Source organism: Paenibacillus sp. EKM212P, assembly GCF_011066115.1.
Taxonomy (GTDB): domain Bacteria; phylum Bacillota; class Bacilli; order Paenibacillales; family Paenibacillaceae; genus Paenibacillus; species Paenibacillus polymyxa_B.
In genome coordinates, this window is record NZ_JAAMNR010000001.1 from 416,776 (window position 1) to 440,200 (window position 23,425).

The 23,425-nt window shown below is 46.6% G+C and carries 17 protein-coding genes and 1 pseudogene; 5 read left to right on the forward strand and 13 right to left on the reverse strand.

What is annotated here, in order from left to right; all coding sequences use genetic code 11:
* Window positions 1–239 precede the first annotated feature (239 nt).
* Window positions 240–1,514, forward strand: a complete 1,275-nt coding sequence (locus G9G54_RS01935; RefSeq protein ID WP_165175755.1) for an oligosaccharide MFS transporter — start codon at window positions 240–242, stop codon at window positions 1,512–1,514.
* A gap of 95 nt (window positions 1,515–1,609) precedes the next feature.
* Here the strand turns inward: G9G54_RS01935 and G9G54_RS01940 are convergent, their stop codons facing one another.
* Together G9G54_RS01940 and G9G54_RS01945 are read right to left on the reverse strand one after the other, a co-directional pair.
* A complete protein-coding gene (locus tag G9G54_RS01940) occupies window positions 1,610–3,313 on the reverse strand; it encodes a methyl-accepting chemotaxis protein (RefSeq protein WP_165175757.1) in 1,704 nt (567 codons plus the stop codon).
* 33 nt (window positions 3,314–3,346) lie between these two features.
* Entirely contained in the window at window positions 3,347–4,621 is a 1,275-nt protein-coding gene (locus G9G54_RS01945; protein WP_165175759.1) for an ABC transporter substrate-binding protein, read from the reverse strand.
* Between the two features lie 244 nt (window positions 4,622–4,865).
* Here G9G54_RS01945 and G9G54_RS01950 point away from each other — a divergent pair, with 244 nt between their 5' ends.
* Window positions 4,866–5,237 (forward strand): stalk domain-containing protein, encoded by a 372-nt coding sequence (locus G9G54_RS01950; protein ID WP_165175761.1) that lies wholly within the window; start codon window positions 4,866–4,868, stop codon window positions 5,235–5,237.
* 183 nt (window positions 5,238–5,420) lie between these two features.
* On the opposite strand, the gene G9G54_RS01955 is transcribed toward G9G54_RS01950, so the two are convergent.
* From G9G54_RS01955 to G9G54_RS01975, 5 genes are all read right to left on the reverse strand, one after another.
* Window positions 5,421–5,762, reverse strand: a complete 342-nt coding sequence (locus tag G9G54_RS01955; protein WP_165175763.1) for a darcynin family protein — start codon at window positions 5,760–5,762, stop codon at window positions 5,421–5,423.
* An 82-nt stretch (window positions 5,763–5,844) separates the two neighbouring features.
* Window positions 5,845–6,426, reverse strand: a complete 582-nt coding sequence (locus G9G54_RS01960) for a Crp/Fnr family transcriptional regulator (RefSeq protein ID WP_165175765.1) — start codon at window positions 6,424–6,426, stop codon at window positions 5,845–5,847.
* Window positions 6,427–6,551: 125 nt separating this feature from the next.
* A complete protein-coding gene (locus G9G54_RS01965; protein ID WP_165175767.1) occupies window positions 6,552–8,393 on the reverse strand; it encodes an adenine deaminase in 1,842 nt (613 codons plus the stop codon).
* 153 nt (window positions 8,394–8,546) lie between these two features.
* Window positions 8,547–10,925 (reverse strand): RNA polymerase recycling motor HelD, encoded by a 2,379-nt coding sequence (helD, locus tag G9G54_RS01970; RefSeq protein WP_238807622.1) that lies wholly within the window; start codon window positions 10,923–10,925, stop codon window positions 8,547–8,549.
* A 355-nt stretch (window positions 10,926–11,280) separates the two neighbouring features.
* On the reverse strand, window positions 11,281–12,312 hold the full coding sequence (locus G9G54_RS01975; protein WP_172828310.1) for an FUSC family protein: 1,032 nt from the start codon (window positions 12,310–12,312) through the stop codon (window positions 11,281–11,283).
* A gap of 186 nt (window positions 12,313–12,498) precedes the next feature.
* Here G9G54_RS01975 and G9G54_RS01980 point away from each other — a divergent pair, with 186 nt between their 5' ends.
* Complete coding sequence (locus G9G54_RS01980) at window positions 12,499–13,821, forward strand: MFS transporter (protein WP_446723011.1); 1,323 nt, start codon at window positions 12,499–12,501, stop codon at window positions 13,819–13,821.
* A 93-nt stretch (window positions 13,822–13,914) separates the two neighbouring features.
* Window positions 13,915–15,084, forward strand: coding sequence for a glycosyltransferase family 4 protein (locus G9G54_RS01985; RefSeq protein ID WP_165175771.1), 1,170 nt, complete (start codon window positions 13,915–13,917; stop codon window positions 15,082–15,084).
* A 57-nt stretch (window positions 15,085–15,141) separates the two neighbouring features.
* Here the strand turns inward: G9G54_RS01985 and G9G54_RS01990 are convergent, their stop codons facing one another.
* The 6 genes and pseudogenes from G9G54_RS01990 to G9G54_RS02015 all read right to left on the reverse strand — a co-directional run bounded on the left by G9G54_RS01990 (window position 15,142) and on the right by G9G54_RS02015 (window position 21,446).
* Window positions 15,142–15,774, reverse strand: coding sequence for a DUF2238 domain-containing protein (locus G9G54_RS01990; RefSeq protein ID WP_165175773.1), 633 nt, complete (start codon window positions 15,772–15,774; stop codon window positions 15,142–15,144).
* 24 nt (window positions 15,775–15,798) lie between these two features.
* Window positions 15,799–16,002: a YwbE family protein gene (locus tag G9G54_RS01995; RefSeq protein ID WP_039270088.1), complete on the reverse strand. Its 204-nt coding sequence runs from the start codon at window positions 16,000–16,002 to the stop codon at window positions 15,799–15,801.
* 63 nt (window positions 16,003–16,065) lie between these two features.
* Window positions 16,066–16,806: a DUF1361 domain-containing protein gene (locus G9G54_RS02000; protein ID WP_165175775.1), complete on the reverse strand. Its 741-nt coding sequence runs from the start codon at window positions 16,804–16,806 to the stop codon at window positions 16,066–16,068.
* Between the two features lie 313 nt (window positions 16,807–17,119).
* Window positions 17,120–17,476, reverse strand: a pseudogene (locus G9G54_RS02005) (sugar phosphate isomerase/epimerase); the annotation flags it as partial.
* Between the two features lie 143 nt (window positions 17,477–17,619).
* Window positions 17,620–20,172, reverse strand: a complete 2,553-nt coding sequence (locus G9G54_RS02010; protein WP_165175777.1) for a beta-mannosidase — start codon at window positions 20,170–20,172, stop codon at window positions 17,620–17,622.
* A gap of 206 nt (window positions 20,173–20,378) precedes the next feature.
* Window positions 20,379–21,446: a LacI family DNA-binding transcriptional regulator gene (locus G9G54_RS02015; protein WP_025723495.1), complete on the reverse strand. Its 1,068-nt coding sequence runs from the start codon at window positions 21,444–21,446 to the stop codon at window positions 20,379–20,381.
* Window positions 21,447–21,726: 280 nt separating this feature from the next.
* On the opposite strand from G9G54_RS02015, the gene G9G54_RS02020 reads away from it, so the two are divergent.
* Window positions 21,727–23,418 (forward strand): ABC transporter substrate-binding protein, encoded by a 1,692-nt coding sequence (locus tag G9G54_RS02020; RefSeq protein ID WP_069080071.1) that lies wholly within the window; start codon window positions 21,727–21,729, stop codon window positions 23,416–23,418.
* Window positions 23,419–23,425: the final 7 nt, after the last annotated feature.

The following is a 23,425-nucleotide window of genomic DNA, read 5'->3' on the forward strand; positions in this document are numbered from 1 at the left end:
CAAGATGTAGATATAGTACTATTCTTCTTCAACATATTTAAAATAGTTTGAGCCCCCATTTAATCCATATCAGGATCTGCTGTTTTATCCGAATTCTCAACTGATTGAAATAAGCACAGGAAATCTTGGGAAAATGCCCTATGGAAGCGAGTGAATAATCCTTACAATTAATAGTACAGACAATACATATTGACGTTGGCAACACATTGAGCGGCTACAATTTGAAGGGGTGCTTAAACATGATGAATTTGGCAAAACGCAACTATTGGTCTCTGAGTATTTTTAACTTCGCTTATCTGTTTACATGGTCTGCCGCCATGTCTTTTTTTGTCATTTGGCTGGGACAAAGCCTGGGAATTTCAGAAACCTACACGGGATTTCTATATGCGGCTAACTCAATCGTGGCCTTGATTATGCAACCCCTGTTCGGTTACTTATCCGACAAGCTGGGTCTGAGAAAACATCTGCTGTACATACTCTTTACAATTCTTTTGCTCGTCGGACCCTTTTTTATCTATGTGTACGGTCCATTACTTCAAACGCAGTTCGTCATTGGTGCCATTGTTGGTGCGCTATTTATCGGCCTGGTATTTAATGCAGGTAACGGGGTCGTCGATTCGTATATGGACAAAGTTTCGCGTAAATATGGCTTTGAATACGGGCGGGTTCGTATGTGGGGTTCACTTGGGTGGGCGGCGGCTACTTTTGTTGCAGGACGGGTCATCAATATCAATGTAAATCTGACCTTCTGGATTGCCTCGGTATCTGCCGTTGTTGCCATGATCTGCATCTTCCTGACCAAAGTCGAAATGTCCGGACAGGAGCAGCAGAAAACAGAGTCGTTGAAGCTAATCGATGTGCTGCATCTCGTGCGTACCAAAAAGTTCTGGTTTCTTATGCTATTCATGGTTGGCGTGACCCAAATCTATGAGGTATATGACCAACAGTTTGCCACATACTTCGTATCACAGTTCAGTTCCAAAGCGGAAGGAAATCAATTCCTCGGCGATTTGAGCGCTGTGCAGGTTTTCCTAGAATTTGTGTTCCTTTTCGTTACCCCTTGGTTTGTGAACAAAACGACCGCCAAATGGGCATTAATTATTGCCGGGTCGATCATGTCTTTGCGTATTATCGGCTCTTCGTTGCCATTCGGTTCCATATGGGTAGCTGCAATGAAGATGATTCACTCCCTGGAGAAACCGCTTATTCTGGTAGCCATCTTCAAATACATTACCGTTAACTTTGACCAGCGCTTGTCCTCCACCATGTACCTGCTGTATTTGTTTATGGGCTCCCTGGTGGTTTCCATTTTCTCGCCCATTGTGGGGCATATGTATGAAGTATTAAATTTCCCAATAACTTATGTAATTCTGGGTTCCATTGCAGGCCTGTTCACCATCATATCCTGCTTTACACTGACAGCAGACAAGAAGAATGGGGAGCGGTATCTGGAGGAACGTCGTAAACAGGATCTGAAAAGAGCAGCCAAAAAAGCTGAAGCCGTTCATTCGTAATCTAATGGTTTGAGCTTAACAAAACAGCGGCAGTCTAAGACTTTTTTTCTCGTCCAAGGCTGCCGCTCTTAACTCCACTTGATTTGAAGCTTATTTTAAATCTTGAATACCGACACCGTTTGATTCATCTCTTCCGCTCTCTTGGCAAGCATGTTAGCACCTGCTGACACTTCCTGCATGGATGCGGTAGTTTCCTCGACTACGCTTGCGACTGTTTGAGTAGAATCTGCAGCACGTTCGGAGATTTCAGCAATTTTCTTCATCGATTCAACCATAGAAACGGTTCCTTCATTTACGGATCTTGCTTCTAAAGCCGCCGTGTCCACCTCACTACCCACTTCTTCAACGGCACCCACAATCTCAGAAAAAACGTTACCTACACCTTCGACAAGCATCATGCCTTCATTCAGAGATTGAACACCTTCATTCATTGAAACCACAACTTCATCTGTTCTTAAGGTGATTTCGTTGACCAGCGAAGAAATCTTGCCCGTTGCTTCACTTGCTTGTGCCGATAAATTGCGTACTTCATAAGCGACAACCGCAAATCCTTTTCCCTGCTCTCCCGCTCTTGCAGCTTCTATACTCGCATTTAGTGAAAGCAAGTTGGTTCGGGCTGCTATATCACTGATCATAGCTGTGATCTGTTTAATCTCTGCCGACTTTTCGCCTAGAATATTTACCACTTCAGCGGATTGAGTTACCTTGGTATGCACATCTCTTATTTGGAAGACAGTCGAAGACATTTGAGTTTTCCCGTTGTTTGCTTTTTCTTGTGCTTGGGTTGTGAGATTAGCCACATGAACAAAGCGATTGGTTATGTTGTCTACACTTTTAGAAACGTCTACCGTGTAATTCAGCGTTTCAGCTATATCTGCAAGCTGTGTCTGAGATCCCTCTGCGACTTGTGTGGCACTTATAGCTATCTGCTCGGTAGCGATGCTTGTCTGTTCCGCACTGGCCGTTAACTGTTCAGCCGTAGAGGCAACCAGTAAGGAATTATCCACAACTTCCTTTAAAAGGTTGCGCAGTGAATCGCACATTTCATTAAAATCGGATGCCAGTTCCCCGACCTCATCTTTTGACTGGACTCTAAGGGGCTCCACTTGCAGGTCCCCCCTCGTTACCAGCTTTATCTGTTCCGCAATCTTTAATATGGGCTTAGTGAACGATTGAGCCAGTAAAAAAGAACCGATAATTCCTAGGATCGTACATATGATAGTCAGAGAAATCATCAAAATTCTACCTGAATGGTAAGATTGACTCGATTGATTAGCGGCATCAGTAGCGTACTGCTCATTAAGTAACTTCAGTTTATTTACATTGTCTAATGCTGCCTTATAAATAGAAGAATTTCCATGAATGATCATGTAGGCCATCACTTTGTCGTTTTCTTCCATAGCAGCGGAAACCACCTTTAGATGGCGAAGATACATTGCCCACTGACCATAAAAATTGGTGAACAGTTCTTTTTCCTCTGCTGTCGAGGCTAAACTTTGATATTCATTTACACTCTTATCCATTGAAGCTGTAGCTTTGGTTAATTCTTCTTGATAAGTGCTGCGAACAGCCGCATCCTCTTCAAGTATCAATCGAACGGTGAGTCTATCAATTTCTGTAATCTGCTTATCCATACCTTGAAGAAGAATAACCGCGGGTAAAGACCTGTTATTTACCTTATCAGAAGCCTCACCCATTTCCGACATCTTAATGACGCCTATAACACTTGAAAGGGACAGTACGATAACCAGTATGAGCGCTGCACTAATTATTTTTTTCTTTAACGTTAATTTAAACATCTTTATCTTCCTCCCGTAACTGGTCTCGTATCATCACTGCTGAGCTTTCCAGTATATGCGTATTTGGCGCAACAGCTCAGCCTTATCTATCTTTCCACTGAGGTAGCTTTGGATAGATGCTCCTGTGATGGCCGCATGATCAGGTGGAAGGGTTGCCATAAACGGCAGTGTCTTTCCGGTCGAGATATACGACTTGATCGATCGTCCCAAAGGATCGGCAGGCTCTAAATCAATATTTTTGAACGCAGGTACCGTATTAGCCTTGTTTACCAGAAAATCTTGTCCGGACTTGTCGTATACCAGCCAGTTCAGAAACTTCTTTGCTTCCTCTTGCTCCTGAGGTGTGGTAGCTGTGGAGTCAATGAAAATATACTTTGTTACACCGACTGTAATTTTAGCATTGTTAGGGTCATCCGTATTATCGCTTAACGGAAGAGGCAAAAAACCGTATTCCTCATTTGCTGTATCATTGCTCTTTATCCCAGCCCAAGCCCAGTTTCCCATAAACCAAAGCCCCACTTTTCCCTCTCCTAATGCTTTGGCTCCATCGTCATACGTGCTGTCCAAAGGCGAATTCTTATTGATGCTGTTATCCTTGAGCAAGTCTAAAGTTTGTACCCATCCAGACATTACATTATTTTGGGACATGTCTATGGAGTTATCCTGCATACCCTTAACAAACTCCGGAAAACCCCCAGGTTGAACAGAATAAGACAGAGCTAAAAGATGAGAGCCGAGAGACCAGTCCATTGGTGAAAGCATGACCGGTGCTACTCCCGTCTTCTGAATCTTAGCCATTAATGAGTTCAGGTTGCTTCTACTTTTCACCGAAGAAGGATCAAAAGAACCCCCTGTTGCCTTGTCCAATACTTTCTTGTTATAGATTAATCCGTAGCCTTCCACTGCAAATGGGAATCCCAGCACAGCATCGTTTTTCTTAACTGCATCAAGTCCATTTTCTATCGTATCGGCTACCCACTTCTCTTTACTTAAATCAACGGCTTTATCCAGGAATGTCTGCGTGTCGCCCGGGTCAAGCATCGACATCGTTGCTGGACTTCCTGAGCCGTACATCGACATCAGCTTTTGATATGCAGACGACCCCTCAGGAGCGGTTATAATCTCTAAAGATACTTCAGGGTGCTCTTGATTGTACTGTTTTGCTACTTCTTCTAATTGGGTTTTTATTTCAGACTTGGAATTCAAAAGTGTAATCTTGGTCGTCTGCTGTGATACTGGTGAAGCTGAACAACCTATAAACATCATTAAACATACTAGAGAAATCGCAACTTTTAGCTGTTTTCTCATTAACTTTCCCCCTAAGGATTTACTTTGATAAATTTTATGAATAATATTCAATGTTATCGACATAATTCTCCAGGAAGATTAGTAATTTTTAGTTGGTAAATATCGGAAGGTAATTAAATAGTACAAACTCGTTGTTACGTTAAGTTAACGGACAGGACAGCGCAACGTTTTTTTATCCAGTTGCGTCTTCATATGGGGGAAAGTTACTGCGCAACAAATTTAACCGAAAAAGGAGTAATCATTTATGAAAAAAGCATTCTTTGCGGCTTTTCTTGCAATTTTTTTATTTATTTCATCGTCCACTACTTATGCAGCACAAAATCAGATCAAAGTTGACGGTGTGACTATTACATCCGATGTAAAGCCCGAAATGAAGAACAAACGCGCCATGGTACCTCTACGTGTTATTTATTATAAAAATGCACAATATGATTTTTTAGGCCAAAAAGGGAAAAGCTTAGCTCGTTTTGATATTTATTCTTTAATTAGTCCTGTTCCATCTGAACTTTCAACAGAATATCCAGAGATTTTGATTCATGACGTATCGAAAGATGAGTGGTATTTGTTTAACGATACCGCAAGAAAATCCATTAATCAGTTAATGGATACCGCTTGAAAGAACGGTTTTCTGAAGATTATAAGTAACACAGTTGTATAATGTGATTTTTTCTTATTACACTTTTTCGTCTCCAAAAGATAAAAGGCGAATTCCCAGCTGAACATAAGCAGCACAGGAATTCGCCTTTTTTAACCGTATATAAGATGAACTCTTCATTTTACATAGAAAGCGGAATGACGGTTATTTTTCCATCTGTAGCATTTCTGACTCATAGGACTGAAAAGCATTTTCCATACCCATCACTACATCTTTAATCTTCATGTATCCTTTGGTATACGGCTCCGAATCGCGAATTTCTTCCCACATATAGTGATATTGCTTCATGTCCTCCGTTTCGCATACGACGAAATCGGTGTAGTCCTTTCCAGGCAGTGCTTCTGCATCAAAAAAACGAACCTGAACATGTTCGCTATATTTTTGAATGGTAGCCTGCAAGTCCCTCGCATGTTTTCGACGTTCTTCTCGAGGCAAAGCCAACCAGGAAGGGTAGAATTCTAACAATACAATCATCATATAACGCATATGCCTATCTCCTTTTTTGGTGAAGCTTGAATGATTTATCATTATTGTACGCTGCTCGTCTACAAAGTCTCATTAACATAGGTTAATGCGGATCACTACGCAGCAAACGACTAAGTGATACAGGGGAGACGCCTATGTACGAAGCTATATGATATTGGGCAACTCGTTTGTCCAATCCGGGGTATTTGAGAAGAAAAGCATGATAACGCTCCTTAGCGGAAAGATACAATAATTCGCGCTCCCGTTCCTCTTTTCGAATATAAAGTCTTTCTACACTTTTACGGACGAATCTTTCCCACATATGGCTTGTATCCATAAGCTCCTTCAATACGTGATATGGAATTTCAATGACGACCGAATCTTCCATGGCCTCAATCGAAAAAGTGGATGGTTCTCCTTGGATCATAGCCCCGTAAGAGGTTACGTAATCATCTTCTGGCGAAAAACCAACATTATATTCTCTGCCATCTGCTAATGTATAAAATAAACGGAATAATCCTTCTGAACAAAAATAGGCATGTTTCACAGGCTCACCCGTTTCAATGAGAACCGTTCCCTGCTGAACATGCTTCACACGGGTTTGCTCTACAAACCTGTTCCAATCCTGCTCTATAATCGAGGCATGATGAGCCATTTTTTCTAATGAACGATAATAGGGATGCATCTGCTCACCGCTCCTTGACTTTTATAAAGGAATCGAAGATATTTTTTTGACTTCGTGTATGAAAAACAGGGGTTATCCCTCAGGTCTAAGCAGACCTGCAGGACAACCCCCAGCGACGTGTTCTATCAGACTTCCGTAGCATCCTCTTCCACAAAAAGAGATACCTTGCGGATGCCATCCGCTCCGATCACGACAAGCCCCTGATCCGACAGACGGATTTCAGGGATAACGACCAGTGCGAGCAGTGACAGTGTCATCAGCGCGTTGTTCAGCATGCAGCCGGATTGCTGAAGCGCCCGGCTGATACTTTCGGACTGCGCAGCTACCTCCGCAAACGGAGCTGGGGACATCAGCCCGGCGATAGGCAGCGGGAAGCGCGTCTCACCCGAGGCGGATACGACCACCACGCCACCACGCAGGGCAACAGCCTGCTTCGCCGCCTGGGTCATGAGCTCGTCATCATTACCAATGACGAGCAGGTTGTGGCTATCATGCGCGACGGTCATGGCAATCGCAGCCGGCTCGGTGAAGCCGACACCTGTCACAAGTGCAACCGCGTGACTGCCACTGGCATGATGGCGCTCGAAAACGGCTATTTTGCACAAATCCTGTGCAGGATCTGCCGTGACTTCTCCATTACGGACCGGAACGGTCATCCGCACTTCCTTCGTGTCCACGTGATTTTCCGTAACACGAATCACCCGTACAGGTACATCCCCCTCCTGTACTGGAGCCGCAATGCGGAAATCTGCAGCACTCAGCTCTCGCCCCAGATGGACGGTGTCCATCACTTCCGCAGGATAAACGAAGCCGTCCCAATCGGCGACCATTTGACCGTGCTCGGCCACCAGCTGGCCCGCTGCGATGGTAGCCGTCACATTCACTTCGGCCAATCGGCCATCAAGCAAAATAATGTCGGCAATCGCACCCGGAATGATCGCTCCGATATCCCGTGCCACGCCGAAGCGCTCTGCCGTATTCAGCGTGGCCATCTGAAACGCGGTTACGGGCTTGACGCCCTGTGCAATGGCATGACGCACGACGAAATCCATTTGCCCTTCATGGAGCAAGGATTCTGCGCTGCGGTCATCCGTTACCAGCATCATGCGGCGCGTGTCGAGACCCATTTCCGTGCTGGCTCGGATCGTCTCGGCCACATCATGCCATGCGGAGCCTTGCCGCATCTTGGCATACATGCCGAGCCGGATACGCTCGGCTACATCCTCGGGCGTGACACACTCGTGGTCGCCCGTAATTCCCGCGGCTGCATAGACCGGCAGCCGCCAATCATCGGAGGCCCATGTAAAATGGCCATCCGCCACCTTGCCCGCGCGCAGCGTGGCCTGAATTTCCCCGATCATCACATCGTCTCCATAGACGACACCAGGGAAATTCATGACTTCGCCCAGCCCGATCATATCCGGGCCCCAGCTTAACGCCTCTGCGACTTCCGCCGGGCCGAAGGAGGCACCCGTCGTTTCCAGCTCCGGACCTGTGGATGGGACGCAAGAAGCCACCTGCATGTAAGCAGCCAGCGGTGTCGTACGTGCTTCATCCAGCATCAGACGAAGCCCTTTTAGACCCAGTACATTGGAAATTTCATGCGGGTCAAAAAAACCACCCGTCACTCCCAGTGGCAGTACAGCCTTAGCGAACTCCGTTACGGTCAGCTGCGTGCTTTCGATGTGACAATGTCCGTCCAGTAACCCCGGTGCCATATAGCGGCCTTCCGCTTCAATGATTATGGTGTCCTCTCCAATCGTATGACTGACGTCCCTACCGACGTAAGCGATACGAGAACCTTGCACAGCAATAGACATGCCCGGCAGCAACTCGCCCGATACCACATTGACCAGTGTTCCTCCGCGGATCACCAGCGATGCCTTGCGCTCTCCTCTAGCTGTAGCTACCAACTCGGGTACACAGTCCGCCAGCGGTGGGCGTTGAAATACACTCTTCATGTCCATTACGTTTGTAACCTCCGTTTATGCTTCTTACCTGTTTTGCTTATTTGCTTATGTTACTGGAATACGCTCCATAATGCCAGCCAACTCTACATCTATTCAGGCATCGCATGGGTTTCTAAGGCATTTGTCCCCGGCTGATTGCCAATGTCCTCTCTATAGAACACGATCACTTTCTTCCATTTTGAGAGTATACGTATCCGAATCCCGTAAACTCACGAATGGCGTAATCTCCCCTATGCTATAAATATGCAGCAGATGCATCGCTCGCGTACAGGCGGTGTAGAACAGCTTACGCTCACTCTCACGCTGGTATTGTTTCGCTGATCCGTCATAAATCAGGACCGCATCGAATTCCACGCCTTTTGCCAGGTAGGCCGGAATGATATGAATCCCCTTTTCAAAAGCAGGAGTTGTTTTCTTAATTAATTTTGGCTTCACTGACAGCTGTCCTTCCAGCGCTTCGTAGGCTGCCGCGCTTTCGTCAGCATTTTTACAGATCACCGCGATGGATTCATAGCCTTCTGCCAACAATTCTGTGACATTCCCAACTATCAATTGATGCAACTTTTCAAGCGAACGCACCTCGGTTACAAGAGGTTTCTCACCCTTACGGTTAAACGGTACAATGTGCTCTCCCCCAGGGACCATGCCCCGGGTAAATTCCACAATCTCCTGTGTTGAGCGATAGCTGCGTGTCAGGGAAATCATCTCGGTCTGATCTGCACCATACAACTCATACAATGGCTCTGCATCCTGAAGCACCGAAGCATGGGCATAGATGGCCTGATTAAAATCACCCAGTGCCGTCATTTTAGCCTGTGGAAATAGACGCTTGAAGAACGCCAGCTGGAATGGGGAATAGTCCTGTGCCTCATCAATAAACACGTGACGGATGTTGCTATTGGAACGAAAGCCCAGCATCAGCTCACGCAAATATAAAAAGGGTGTCACATCCTCATACGCTAACTCCCCAGCCCGAATTCGTTCCAGAGTTTGTCGACTAATTTCACCCCAGCTGACGGGCAGCTCTGCATGATTCGCCAGTTGGCTCAACAATGCCTCATTCATAAACAGCTCGCTGTAGAGCCGGGTCGTATCTACGAAGCGAAGCGCCTTAATCCATTTGCGCAGGGGCTTTAAGCGGTCACTGACCACCATACGCGCCAATATTTCTCTTTCACGCGTAAAATCGTCGAAGGTATCGCCCTTATTCTTGGATTTACGGCGCATACGGTTATAGGCACGCTGATAATCCTCCGGCTCCATCAGATCCATCTGTTGATCCACCCATGGGGCGGAGCATTCTTCCTTACCAAAGCGGGCCAGCTCTTTGAGCATCCAATCCCGTAGCAGTTCCAATCGATTCGCCAGCCGCACCGTAGAGTCGAATTCATAAAACTTGCGTGCCATTTGCTCTACTGAAACCACCTCACGTCCCTGAAAACGGATGGGTTTAAAACGCATTCCCTCCTGTTCCAAATACGTCTTGTAGCTTGTAATCACATGTAAGAACGTCTTGGACGACTTAAAGCGGATACCCTCCATCCTAGCTTCATACCCAGGCTGTAACGACGCTGAAAGCACATATTCCAGCTGTTCAAATGGATCTTCTAACTGAAACTCCCGGCCCAAACGCCGCTCCAAATATTCCTGAAACGTGGCCTGAAGCATATTTTCCTCACCTAATTCAGGCAATACTGTCGATACATAACTGTTAAACATCGGGTTAGGCGAAAATAGCACGACCTGATCCGCTCGTAAGCGATCCCGGTACTTATACAGCAAATACGCTACTCTCTGAAGCGCAGCAGAGGTTTTGCCACTTCCTGCCGCCCCCTGAACAATGAGCATCCGGCTTCGATCATCACGGATGATGCGATTTTGCTCCCTTTGGATAGTAGCGACTATACTTTTCATTTGAGCATCCGAGCTGCGGCTCAATACTGCTTGAAGAAGTTCGTCTCCAATCGTCACTCCTGTATCGAACATAAACCGGATCTGTCCATCACGGATCGAGAATTGGCGCTTAAGCGTGAGTTCCCCTTCCATCTCCCCGGCCGGGGTCTTATATGAGGCGGGCCCCGGCATGTTATCGTAATAAAGATTGGAAATAGGCGCGCGCCAGTCGTAGATCAGAAATTCCTCATCTTGATTATCCAGTAGGGAGGCAATCCCCAGATAAACACGTTCCGCAGTCTGCCCTTCCTCAGCAAAATCAATTCGTGCAAAATACGGTGAATCAAGCAACTTTTTCAAACGACCTAACGCCTCTGTGGAATGCTTGTGTCTTCGTTCCCGCTCAGACAAAATCTCGGACTGCTGACGCAAACTGGTGGACGTCTCGCCCACATCGTCCGCCTCACTGAAATTGATCGTTACCTCATCCCAGAAGTCTTTACGCATATCGACGACATCTCCGCGCACAGAACCAACCTCTGTCTCTAGCTTCCGAATACGCCCGCTAATCACTGCGGTCACATCTTCTACTCTTCGTTGTTCTTCATTCCATTGCTGTTCAGTAGTCACTGGCATCGCTCCTGTTCCGTTTCCTCCTGCTCCATGCAGGGCTCCCTTGCGTACAAACTATGCTCTATTATGGACCCGGGCATACTCGCGGCATCCCCCTGATCCGGGAAAATTGACTAATCCTTTGAAGCATGCTATAATGTAACAAGAAGTGTAGTTCACAACTTACGCTTATGGTTTCACCATAAAACAGAGCATCCTCTATTGTAGCAAGTTCAGTCCCTGTTCGCAACCAGCGGGCTTTTTTTGTGCGTTCTGGCAACCATCTATTAACCTGTTCTTACATACTTGAATTCATTACATAAAAAAGCGACCGTCCATCTGATTGATGAATGCGGTCGCTTTTCTTTAGGAAATTCGCCTATCTGCTCTCTTCTACAGGATGAATATGATCGGCCAGTCTGCTCAACCTCTCCAGCTGATGACCATAGTCGTACATCGCCGCAGCCACAATGGACAGCCGCAGCATTCCTTCCTGACAATGGTCAAAACGTGTAATCGCATGCTTCATAAATTCGCCGTTGGCTTGCTGAAACAATTCACTTTCGTCCTCATTCGGCTTTAGCTTATCTTCGAATTTCAGTAGAGCATGCTCGTGAAAACGAATCAGCAGCTCCAGATGACTGTCAAAAAAAGCATCCGTTCCTTTTGGCCGTAAAGACTGGAAGTAGTGTCTTTCCACTGCATCCAGTACCTCATATCCTTTGTGTAAACTTCCGAGCATTTGTTTGTATACTACCATTTGTCTCGTTTGACTAAACTTGGAGCGCTTGAGCTTCTTCTGCTCTTCCTCGAACAAATGATATTTGTCCGACAGCGATTTAATGGCTCCCTCCAGATTTCCTTTTTCCTCTTTAAAGACAGACTCCTTAATCTCATCGGAAATGGCAGTACGCAGCAGCAAGGACATGCTGTTAAATACATTTTGAATCTGATTAATAAACTGCCTTTTCGGTTTCGGGGGAAAAACACTAACATTGATGACAAAAGCAGACACAATCCCAATCAAAGTGAGCGCAAAGCGGGTCACCGCAAATTTCCAGTCCCCTGAGGCTTCCATTACAGAAACAACGGTCACGAGTGTCAATCCAACCGTATCAGCCATATTTATTTTCAGACATATCATAAGTACCAATACACATACCAGTCCAACTGCAATCGGCTCATTCGAAAATACCATTCCGCCCAGCAACGCCATGATTGCACCGAGTGTGCTTGTTTGGAGTTGATCCAGAAAATAACGCCACGACCTATATATCGACGGTTGCATGGCAAAAATAGCGGCTATCGCTGCCCCCACAGGCGAATGGGTGTTCAAAAGCGTGCTCAGAAAAAGGGCGAGCGTCACTGCGATTCCCGTTTTTAACACCCGTGCTCCAAAAGCCAAAGCCATCCCTCCTGCTTACCTTTCAAATTTATTCATACCGAATTACTATAATGAAAATTCAATGTAAAGTCCATGCTTTATTATTACCCAAAACAATCGGAGATCAGGAATATTTATGAAATGTACAGTTCCTGCTAGAATACATATCAACAGTATTAACTTATTTGCAACACGTCACAGGAGGAACTCATCGTGCCATGGATTAGCAAAATGTTAGAAGAGCCCCGAAAGTGGCCGCGTAATATCCGATTGTTTTTTATGGCCAATCTGTTGTACCAGATGGGCACAGGAATGTTTTCTGTACTGTATAACCTGTATATCCAAGGGCTTGGCTTTGATGATGATATGAACGGCCGGGTGGTCAGCATGCAGGCGCTGGCGACGGCGTTGCTGTTCATTCCGGTCGGATTTTTGGGGGATCGGACGAGCCGGAAAAATATGCTGGTCATCGGCGCATTATTCAGCGGCCTGGCCTTTCTCGCCCGTACCTTTACAGATACCAGCGGAAGCATGTTGGTATTTGCCGTAATCTCAGGTGTATTCGCCGCCTTTATTCAGGTGCTGGCTGTGCCTTTTTTAGCGGAAAGCATTAGTAAATCCCAGCGCTTAAAAATATTCAGCTATTACTCTGCTCTTGTACTGGCAGCTCAAGTTCTGGGTAGCTTCGGGGGTGGCGTACTCGCAGATGGGCTGCAGACGTGGGGAATCACACCGCTATCCAGTCTACGGGTTGCTCTGTTCCTTGGAGGAATGGCAACATTGATCGCCTTTATTCCTCTATTGTTCATCACAAAAACTACGGCAACCTTAGAAGCACCAGCTCCTGCCGAATCTTCACCTCAAACAGAACAAGTACATACACCGCACAGTACATCCGATATCCCTGCCTTGGAGACGCCTGCTGCTGCTTCTGATCGCCGGGTTATTGGACAATTTGTTCTTGCCCAGTTTTTTCTTGGGTTAGGTTCAGGTCTGGTCATCCCGTATCTTAATTTGTATTTTACGAACCGCTTCTCCGTATCGCTCAGCGCAATGAGTTTACTGATTGCACTCGGCCAGCTCATGACCATCCTCTCCATGTTGATCGGGCCTACCCTCGGCAGCCGGATTGGACTGGTCAGAGCTGTAGTTGGCTTCCAACTGCTTTCGCTACCGTTCCTTCTCATTACAGGCTTTACGAACGTGCTATGGATCGCTTCCATCAGCTTTCTATTCAGGCAAGCGCTAATGAATGCAGCCAATCCGCTGCAAACCGCCATTCTCGTCGAACGTGTGTCAGATAAAAATCGCGGCATTGCCAACTCCATTCTCCAGACGACCTGGATGCTAGGCACCGCAGGTATGGGACCTGTACAAGCCTATTTGGTTACAACATATGGCAACTACTGGGGCTATGCCATCACATTTAGCATGACAGGTGTTTTCTATATTTTGTCCTCCCTCGTCTATTACAGAATGTTCCGAGAAAAGCGCCCGTCCGCGGGCCAGCTTTTACAAAACCCGGCAAGCCCGTAAACAAAATCATGACACAATAAAAGCCGGAGCCTCCAAGCGGACTCCCCTGGAACGTCATAGGATAAATGAGAATGGCGGAGGAGGAATGAAGGCATGCTTCGAGTTGCATTATTTACGGACACGTATACGCCTGACGTGAATGGCGCTGCTCTGACCCTGGAACGATGGATTGGCTATCTGGAGACACATGGAGTATCTACGCTCGTCTTCGCACCGGAGGCAGACCATCATCTGCCCTCTGGGCCGGGTGTAGAGCGATTTCGGAGTATTCCCTTTTTATTGTACCGTGAATGCAGACTTGCGATCCCCAACGCCAAACAGATCAACGAGCGTCTGTCAGCCTTTTCCCCACATCTGATTCATGTCGCTACTCCATTTAACCTTGGCCTGTATGGAACAAGCTACGCAGCCAAACACCATATTCCACTCGTCGCCTCATATCACACCCACTTTGATAAATACCTCGAATATTACAAGCTTCGCTGGCTTGAACCTGCGTTATGGAAATACATGCTCTGGTTTCACAGACATTGCGAAAGGGTATATGTCCCTTCTCAATCAACCATGGAATTGTTGCACAATAAAGGAATGGGACAGCTCGAAATCTGGAGTAGAGGCATTGATACTAACCGATTTCAACCAAAGGTGGACCGGAATGCAGTTTGGAAGAAATGGGGCGTTCATGCAGATGCATTTGTTATTTTGTATGTAGGCAGGGTTGCACCGGAAAAGGGGATAGACACGTTACTGGATTCCTATCTCCAGTTACCCGACGACGTCCGCGCAGCCTCTGTGCTGGTCATTGCAGGAGATGGTCCATTGTATAAGGTCAAAACTGCAGCGGATCTAGGGGTGCCAGAGCATGCAGTCCACTGGCTTGGTTTTGTGAAAGGGCCGGAATTAGCTGAACTCTACGCCGCAGCCGACGTATTTCTCTTCCCTTCCACCACGGAAACCTTCGGCAATGTTGTACTGGAGGCTATGGCGAGCGGTACACCTGTGGTCGGTGCCAATGAAGGCGGGGTAAAAGATAATCTAATCCATGGAAATACAGGGCTATTGTGTCCTGCTGGGGACGCCGCTGCCTTTGCCAAAGCTGTACAGCTGTTGTACGAGGATGCCTCACTTCGTGATGCTATGTCCAGAGCTGGTAGAGCCTACAGCCTGGAGCAGACATGGGACCGTATTTTTGAACGGCTACTGGACAGCTACATGGACGCAGCAACCCTACACCTCGACAGCCGTCCCATGACGCGAATGTAGCCTTCAAAAACAGCGAAATTTCAGATAGCATGATAATGGCGGGGTAAATAAATTCTGCTAATACCTTAATTGCTTCAGCAGCTTGTTATGTACCCCACTCAACAAAATCACTGCGGTCAAGGCGCCGATGAACGCAAGAAGCATATCCCACTGGGTATCCCATACATCTCCCTGTGTGCCCAAAAAGGCTTCTGCTGCCGTTCCGGTTGCCTTGGCTACAGCAAACTCAATCAGCTCGTACACAGCGCTGATCGCAAGACACACACTAACCGTGAGGAAAGTAAGCCAGCTCCCGCTTCCCAAGGCCGTTTTACGCAACAGCACTTCCCTGACAATGAGTGCAGGTACAAAACCTTGTACAAAATGCCCAAGTCGATCATAATAATTGCGCTCCAGTCCGAACGTATCCCGAATCCAGTTGAACAGTGGCATTTCGGCATAGGTATAATGTCCACCGACAATCAGGATCAATGCGTGCAGCCAGATTAGGGTGTATACCAGATTGGTAAACCGAAATCTACGGTAGAAAGCCGCCAGCAGCACAGCTCCCAAAACTGCCGGGAGAACTTCCAGTACCCATGTAAAGTAATCCGCCGGGCGAATTAAAGACCAAATGAGGGCAAGCGCCAGCAATACAAGTAAAACAAGCGGGTAGCGATCATTTTTAGACCATGCCGTTGCCTGATTCATCTTCATTCCTCCTCACCCAAAGCTCTATCCTTCGTTCGTTACGATATGTTTGACACGCCCAACCTGTCCGTCTGCCAAACGCACTTTGATTCCATGCGGATGACGCGGGGAATTGGTCAAAATATCTTTCACCGTTCCTCGCGTCAGCTTACCGGTAGACTGATCCTTTTTAAGCACAATATCCACCTGAAGACCAGCGCGGATATCGGATCGATTCTGTCCGTTCATTGTAGCTATTCCTCCTTTGATTTACATTTTTTGATGATATTCAGCCACTTAGCTGCAATCAAATCACCAGCGACGCCATTCGTCCTGGCGGTTGTTCCCCATCCAGACTACGCACATCGTGGATACATAGCTGACGAGCAAAATGACGAATAGCATCCCACTAAACTCCACAAAATGAGTACGTTGCAAGGAGTCTGCCCATATGGAAGATACCTGTGCATACAGTTGAGAGGGCGCAGAAACAATATCCCATGTGTTCCCTCGAAAGAAACGGCCAATGTAAATACCCAGGCTGCTCAACAAGAGTACCGCCAGCATAAACAGCCAACTAACAAGCCCACCACGTGCACGTTGTACCAACTGTCGTACGGATTCGAGCGATACAAAACCCATTGTCAGGCCAAGTACGGCTACCAGCAGCATTCCCAGTACATGATTCCAAAAGTACGGATTGCCCCAGAAACGTTGCTCCCCGAGAAATGGATATCTGGCGAATACATGCAGCAAATCTGTGATCAAATAGGGTGTATTGGGATAAAAGAAAAGCCATGCCGCCCCCATAACCCAGAGTAAAAATGTCCTCGTTCCCCGCCTCCACGAGCTGTACATTACATCAAGCAGTAACGTCAACAGCATAGGAATCCAGGCCAACATCATATTCCACCAAATAAAAAGATAAGGGCGGCCCCCTGAGGGCAGTCGCACGTTAATGATCCACAATGTACTGATTACGGAGCATAAGGCCAGTGCTAAAAAAACATAGAGTTTTAGTGGATAATTTAACGATCTTAAACGGGCATACATATGTGTCTTTCCCTCCTTGTAACCGTCCTGCCTTCCTGACGTTCCAATTTACACCTGTTCTGGACAGTGTACACCACAATGGCTTCAAGCTCAATGGAAGCGCTCTACCTCTACATCAATGAACACAAAAAAACATCCGTTCTCCGGGAATGGACTTCATCCCCGAAAAATAGATGCTTACTGTGTTTTAGACTTCACTCACAGGTAAAGGCGTAGCTCCGGTAGTTTTAATATTCGGGCAGCATGAATTAGCGTAATATCGCTAACGGCATTATAAATTTCGTCACTAATCCCGTCCATTCGCCATCCGGCGTCCGGGATGCACAATTACCGCTTTTGCTCCATAATGATGCGCATATTCCACAGATTGCACCAGCAGCTCTATCGCACGTTGTCGCTTGGTTTCAACGTCAAACCCGAGCAGAACGGAATTCGTGCCGTAATCCGGATCTGGTGTATGAGGAAATGTATTATGCACACTCGATATGCCGATTTCTCCCCGCTCAATCATAGGCTCAATCGTCGTTAGCATTTCCCGGGTAATGTTATAGTTCAGCTCCACCCTGCTAAAGCCCAACTGACGGATTTCCTTTACAAGTTCTCGACCAACCGTATGCTTTTTTATATTCCAACAGTTAGTTGCTAAATAGACAGATTTCTTACAAATGATCTGTTACCACTTAACTCCCAAGCCTTCTTTTGTTATATATATTAACATTATGAAAGCGCTCCACATATCACAAAAAATAAATTTATATTACAAAAAAAGCCTATCCATCATCTACTTAAAGACGGATAAGCTTTTACTGTTGTCTAACCTTGTATCCAATTGACCAATGAATGTACTGTCAATGTACCCGGCGCAGCTGCCTCAAATACTGAGGCACCGTTGCGCAAAGCCAAAAATTCCACTGTTTTTGGAATACCAGGAGCCAGATCCAGATGGTTGTCGCTGAAAATACCTTCCTGCTCTGCCGATAGCCACACGTGTCTAGCAAGTACATCCGAACACAGCATGAATCTGCTGCCCCCGCTTCCCTGAATCTCTGTCACTTCAATTTTTGCCTGCGGTAAATCCATTTCTTTTGTGTCTGCAAAATAAATTTCACCAGAGGCCACCTGTTCATCATTCTGCGTCAGACACGCGACCAGCATATGCTCCGCACGGTTCAGGCCACTCAGCCATTTGTCGATAGGCAGTATATGTACAATTCCTGCACCGCCTGCTGGTTGATTTACCTTAACGTTCTCTTCACGAATAGCCTGGCTGCTACGGATATGCAAAAGCGTCAGCCGCAGCGTTCCTGATATCGGCTCTAGTGTATCGTTGACCAGATGCAGGGCCTTATTCCCCTGTTCTGTATCTGTTGCACTCAACAGCACATCGGCAAAGCTGCGCTTAGCCGTATATTGGAGCGCCTTCCAACGACCGAAATAGTCCATACTCGACCAGGAGGCAACGGGCCAGCAGTCATTCATTTGCCAGTATAATGTTCCCATGCAATAAGGCATGTGACGACGATGCGCCTCTATAGCTGCTTTCATTGCTTCTGCCTGTAAAATTTGGCTCATGGGAAGAAAACTTGTAAAATCCTTTGGTTCTCGCATGTACCGCTCCATATATTCTTTAATCAGACGATTGCCCGCATCGTTCTTCTGATGTGCCAGCATCACCGCAGATTCCAGCTCTAAATCCTTCTCTTCCGCATAAGTACGAACAGACTTGTATTCAGGAAAGGACTGAAAACCATATTCACTCATAAAACGGCCCACATGTACATGATAATTCTCAAAGGGCTCAGACGCGTGCCATACACCCCAATAATGAATATCACCTGCAGTTGAAGACCGATGGGCATGCTGGTTCCGATCTCTCGTCAGGTCAATCAGCGGGGAGGAGGGCCAATAGGCTGTCTGCGCAGACCAGGTGTGTACCGCCTCCGGTAGAATCCGATGAAAGAGCGTTTCATAATCATCCCACAGGCGTTCCCGTTGCTCAGGTGTGTAGTTCTTTTTCCAGCCCCAGCCTCCATTCTCTTCATAATGCGCCCATGCAGAATCGATCTCATTGTTGCCGCACCATAAGGCAATGCAGGGATGATGACGCAGCCGCTTAATATTGTCCTCGGCTTCCTGTGCCACATTGTGCATAAAACCCTCATCCCCTGGGTACATGCTGCAGGCGAACATAAAATCTTGCCACACGAGCAAACCGTATTCATCACAAAGCTCATAAAATACGTCTTGTTCATAAATACCGCCACCCCACACCCGCAGCATATTCATATTCGAGGCGGCTGCACTGGCAATTTCATACCGATATCGTTCCATCGTAACTTCAGTGACAAAGCTGTCATTCGGAATATGGTTAGCCCCTTTTGCAAACACTGGAATTCCGTTCAGCTCAAAATAAAAGCTCTCTCCTGCTGCATCCCGTTCACGTACAAGACGGATGGAACGCAGCCCCGTTTTTACTGATTTTTCCGCGATTACAGCTCCTTGTTCTTGTTCCACCAATTCGGCCACAAACGTATATAGATGCGGCTCCCCCAGCCCACGGCACCACCACAGCTTCGGCTTCTTCATCTCCAGCTCCAGCTCCACCGTCTGCTTCCCCTTCAGCAGCCGAACTGGCTTGGACCACACCTTCCCGTCAGCGGAAATACGCAACTCGGCATCTCTAATCTCATCTGCATTTTCGATCTCTACCACTGCCATGAGTTTAGCCCCTACCGAGTTCACCTCGTCCTGTCGAATAAACAAGTCTCTCACGATCAGACCAGACCACGCTTCGATCCGGACCTCTCTCCAGATACCGCTCGTCACCAGCCTCGGTCCCCAATCCCAACCATAGTGGTAGGGAGCCTTACGTGCGAAAACGCTTACCTTTTTGTCGGACAAACCACCTATCTCGGACTGATCATTGGGTGCAGGGAGTCCATAACCTAAGCTTTCCAGCTTGGGTACATCTTCAGCAATCGGAGAACGAAAACTGATTTCCAGCCGATTTCCCCCTTGCTGAACAAATGCCTTCACATCTTGTCTCCATACCCGAAACATATTATTGGCTGACAAGACAGATTGACCATTCACTTTTACATCCGCGTATGTGTCCAGACCTTCCAACACCAACTCTACACATTGACATTGAAGCTGATCTGCATTTATCTCAAAATGGGCTTCATATACCCAATCCTGCTTATCAATCCACTGTACCTCCATCTCGTTCATACCGATAAACGGATCAGGAATTTTGCCATGTCGTAAAAGATCGGTATGCACACAACCCGGCACTTTCGCGCTGAGCCACTCATCACTTTGTGCTTCCCTAAACCTCCAGCCATCCAACCCTATCACATTAACCATCGTCACAAGCCTCCCTATAAGCATGATTGGGAACATCTGGATTCATCAGTAACATAACAAAAATAACATTAAGCTAACAAAGTAGTCAATTGTTTTTTGGAACAAATGACAAAATACAAAATAAAAGTCGCCCTCTGCCCCTAAACAGGCTAAAAGCGACCTCCTTCGTCTCCACGGTGTATGGTGTCATAACACGTACCTGGACATTAACTATATGTGATTGTGCTGATGGAACGCTCACGGTCATCATTTTCCCGACTGATCCGGGGTGCATGAACTTCCCGTACGAATAGCTCAGCATGTAGCAATTTTTTCTCGACAGGCGAGTCCGGGTTCGTTATGCGCCACAACAACTGGTCCACTGCACGCATTCCCAGCAATTCCTTATCCACTCTCACCGTGGCATAAATCGGCATTTGTTCATTCGTATCGTCAAACCCGGTCACTCCGCAACGCCTCGGAACGTCAATCCCCTTTTCTTTCAGCACATCCACGACTTGCGCAGCAGTCACATCATTAGCACATACAAAAACCTCAGGCAGTTCGTCCTCAGACAACTTGTCCATTTCCTCAGCAAGCGCCTGCGCTCCTCCGTGAAGAAGGGCTTTATTCTGCCGCAATTCTACTCCGCTCATTTCCAGTGTGGAACGACAAGCTTCCCAGCGTTCGTAGAAACTGTGAGCGTCATCAATATGACCCACAAACTGAAAGCGGGTATAGCCCCTGCACAGCAAGTCCTTCATTAATTCACTCATGCATGTGCGATTATCTGTAAACACCGTATCACTTAAAAATGCAGAATCCCAATGATCTACCATAACGACCGGAATACCCATCCGATAAATGTTCAGCAACAACGAAGTTGAAATCGTTCCTACTGTGATAATCCCTTTAATCGCCTCCGGGTTCAGTAGAGAAAACGTATCTTCAGTCGAGGGCTCCGTTAACGTGATCATATCCATACCCTTACGGTTCAGACGCTCGGAAATCCCTTCAAATACAGGCCCCCAGTACCTGGATTCCCTGTTCTGGTACCTAATATTCGGAAATAACACTAGCACGGTACCCGACCATTCTCTGGGATCTGTGTCCCGAGGCTCTACCCCTGTCATTTTGGGATGACTGCGAAAATAGCCCATCTGGGCAGCAAGCTTGACCAGAACCGCCCTTGTCTCTTCACTTACACCGGGTTTGCCTGACAGTGCACGCGAAACAGCGAACTTTGAAACGCCCGCCGCATCCGCAATTTCTTGCAACGTTACTTTTCCACGCATCTTCTCACCCAACCCTATTCGGAATCTTTTTCTACCTTAGCCTTTCTAATACACGGGTGTACCTATAAACTGGTACCATCGTAGCATACTTTGTTTTAGATCATCAAATGATAGATTTGTACAATTCCACACCCTCCACCAAAATATGTTTGCTTAATAAAAAAACAAACCGCATAACAAACAATCATAAATAACTTGACGTGAGGTTTTTTATTTCCTACAATTTAATATTGAAAGCACTTACATTGTGTAAATCATACTTATTAAGGGGGATTTGCAAATGTTCATGAACAGGTCGGTACGTCAGAGCTCCATCCTGCTCCTGTCTTTGCTGCTGCTCGTTACAACGGGCTGTGCGAACGGAACAAGCAGTAAGGCAGAAAAGGAAGATCCTAATGACACCAGCCCTATTACATTTACTTTCTTTGGCGGTGATTCCAGCTCTAACTGGAACAACATGAAGGATGCTGTCGGGCAGGAAATTATCAAGAAAACGGGCGTTACGCTAAATGCTGAACATGCTGTCAATGGCCGAGGCGAGGAAAAGTTTGCTTTAATGGCAGCGAGCGGAGAGTATCCAGATCTCGTGTACCCCAAATCAGACATTGGCAAGCTGGTCGATGCCGGAGCACTCATTGACCTAACCGACCTCATTGACAAATACGGCCCTAACATTAAGAAAGTGTATGGAGACTATTTTAATCGTATTAAATATAGTAGTGAAGATCCAGCCATCTACACGATCCCGACCAATTTGGGTGTGGATCACATCGCGTTTGATGCACAAGCCGGCTTCGAAATCCAGCATCAGGCACTTAAGAAGCTTGGATATCCTAAAATCCGCACCGTTCAAGATTTTGAAAAAGCACTTAAAGATTATGTCGCCAAATACCCTACTACCAATGGCCAGCGAACCATCCCCCTATCACTTGATGCCGAAGACTGGAAAATTCAAATTACAGTGACTAACCCGGCTGTTACTGCTACAGGTGGACCCGACGATGGCGAATATTATATTGATCCTAAAACACACAAAGCCATTCTTCACTACAAGCGCCCAGAAGAACGTGAATATTTCCGTTGGTTGAACCATATGTACAATGAAGGACTGTTGGATAAGGATACTTTTGTGCAAAAAAGTGATCAGTATAAGTCCAAAATCGCCGCAGGCCGTGTCATCGGACTCATTGATCAGGAATGGAACTATCAGGATGCCGAAAATGCGCTCAAGGCAGCAGGTAAGGATGAATTCACTTACGCCCATTTTCCAGTCACTTTAAATGAGAAATACGAGGATCATTCCCTCCAGCCCATTGGCTTCGATACCGCATCCGGGATCGGAATTACAACCTCATGTGAAAATCCGGTGCGAGCTATCAAATTTCTGGATTTTCTGGCCTCCGACGAAGGACAAATTTTACGCAATTGGGGAATTGAAGGCCAGCATTACAACGTAGAGAACGGCAAACGAGTCATTCCGGCGGATGTGCAACAACGTAAAAACACCGATAATGCTTCTTTTAGCAGAGAGTCAGGTATCGGTTTGTACTGGATATGGGGGCCACATTACGGCGATAGCGTAAAGGACCCTTCTGGCAACTATTACACAACCAATTATCCGGAGATGATTACCGAAAATTATAGTCAAGCCGAAAAAGAGTCCCTTCAGGCATACAAAGCCCAGACGTGGAAAGACCTGTTCCCGAACGAAAAGGATTTTCCGGTAAAAGAGTGGGGTGCTGCCTATAACATGCCTGTTCCGACCAATACAAATTATAATGTTATTTATCAGAAGTCGCAAGACATTGTACGCAAACGGATTCCTGAGGCCGTACTCGCCAAGCCAGATCAGTTCGACGCTGTGTATGACCGCATGCTCCAAGAGCTGGATCAGGCGGGTGTGCCAAAAGCTGAAGAAATCTACACTGGCCTAATCCAAAATCGCCTGAAACTGTGGTACGGCGAAAAATAGGGTTTGT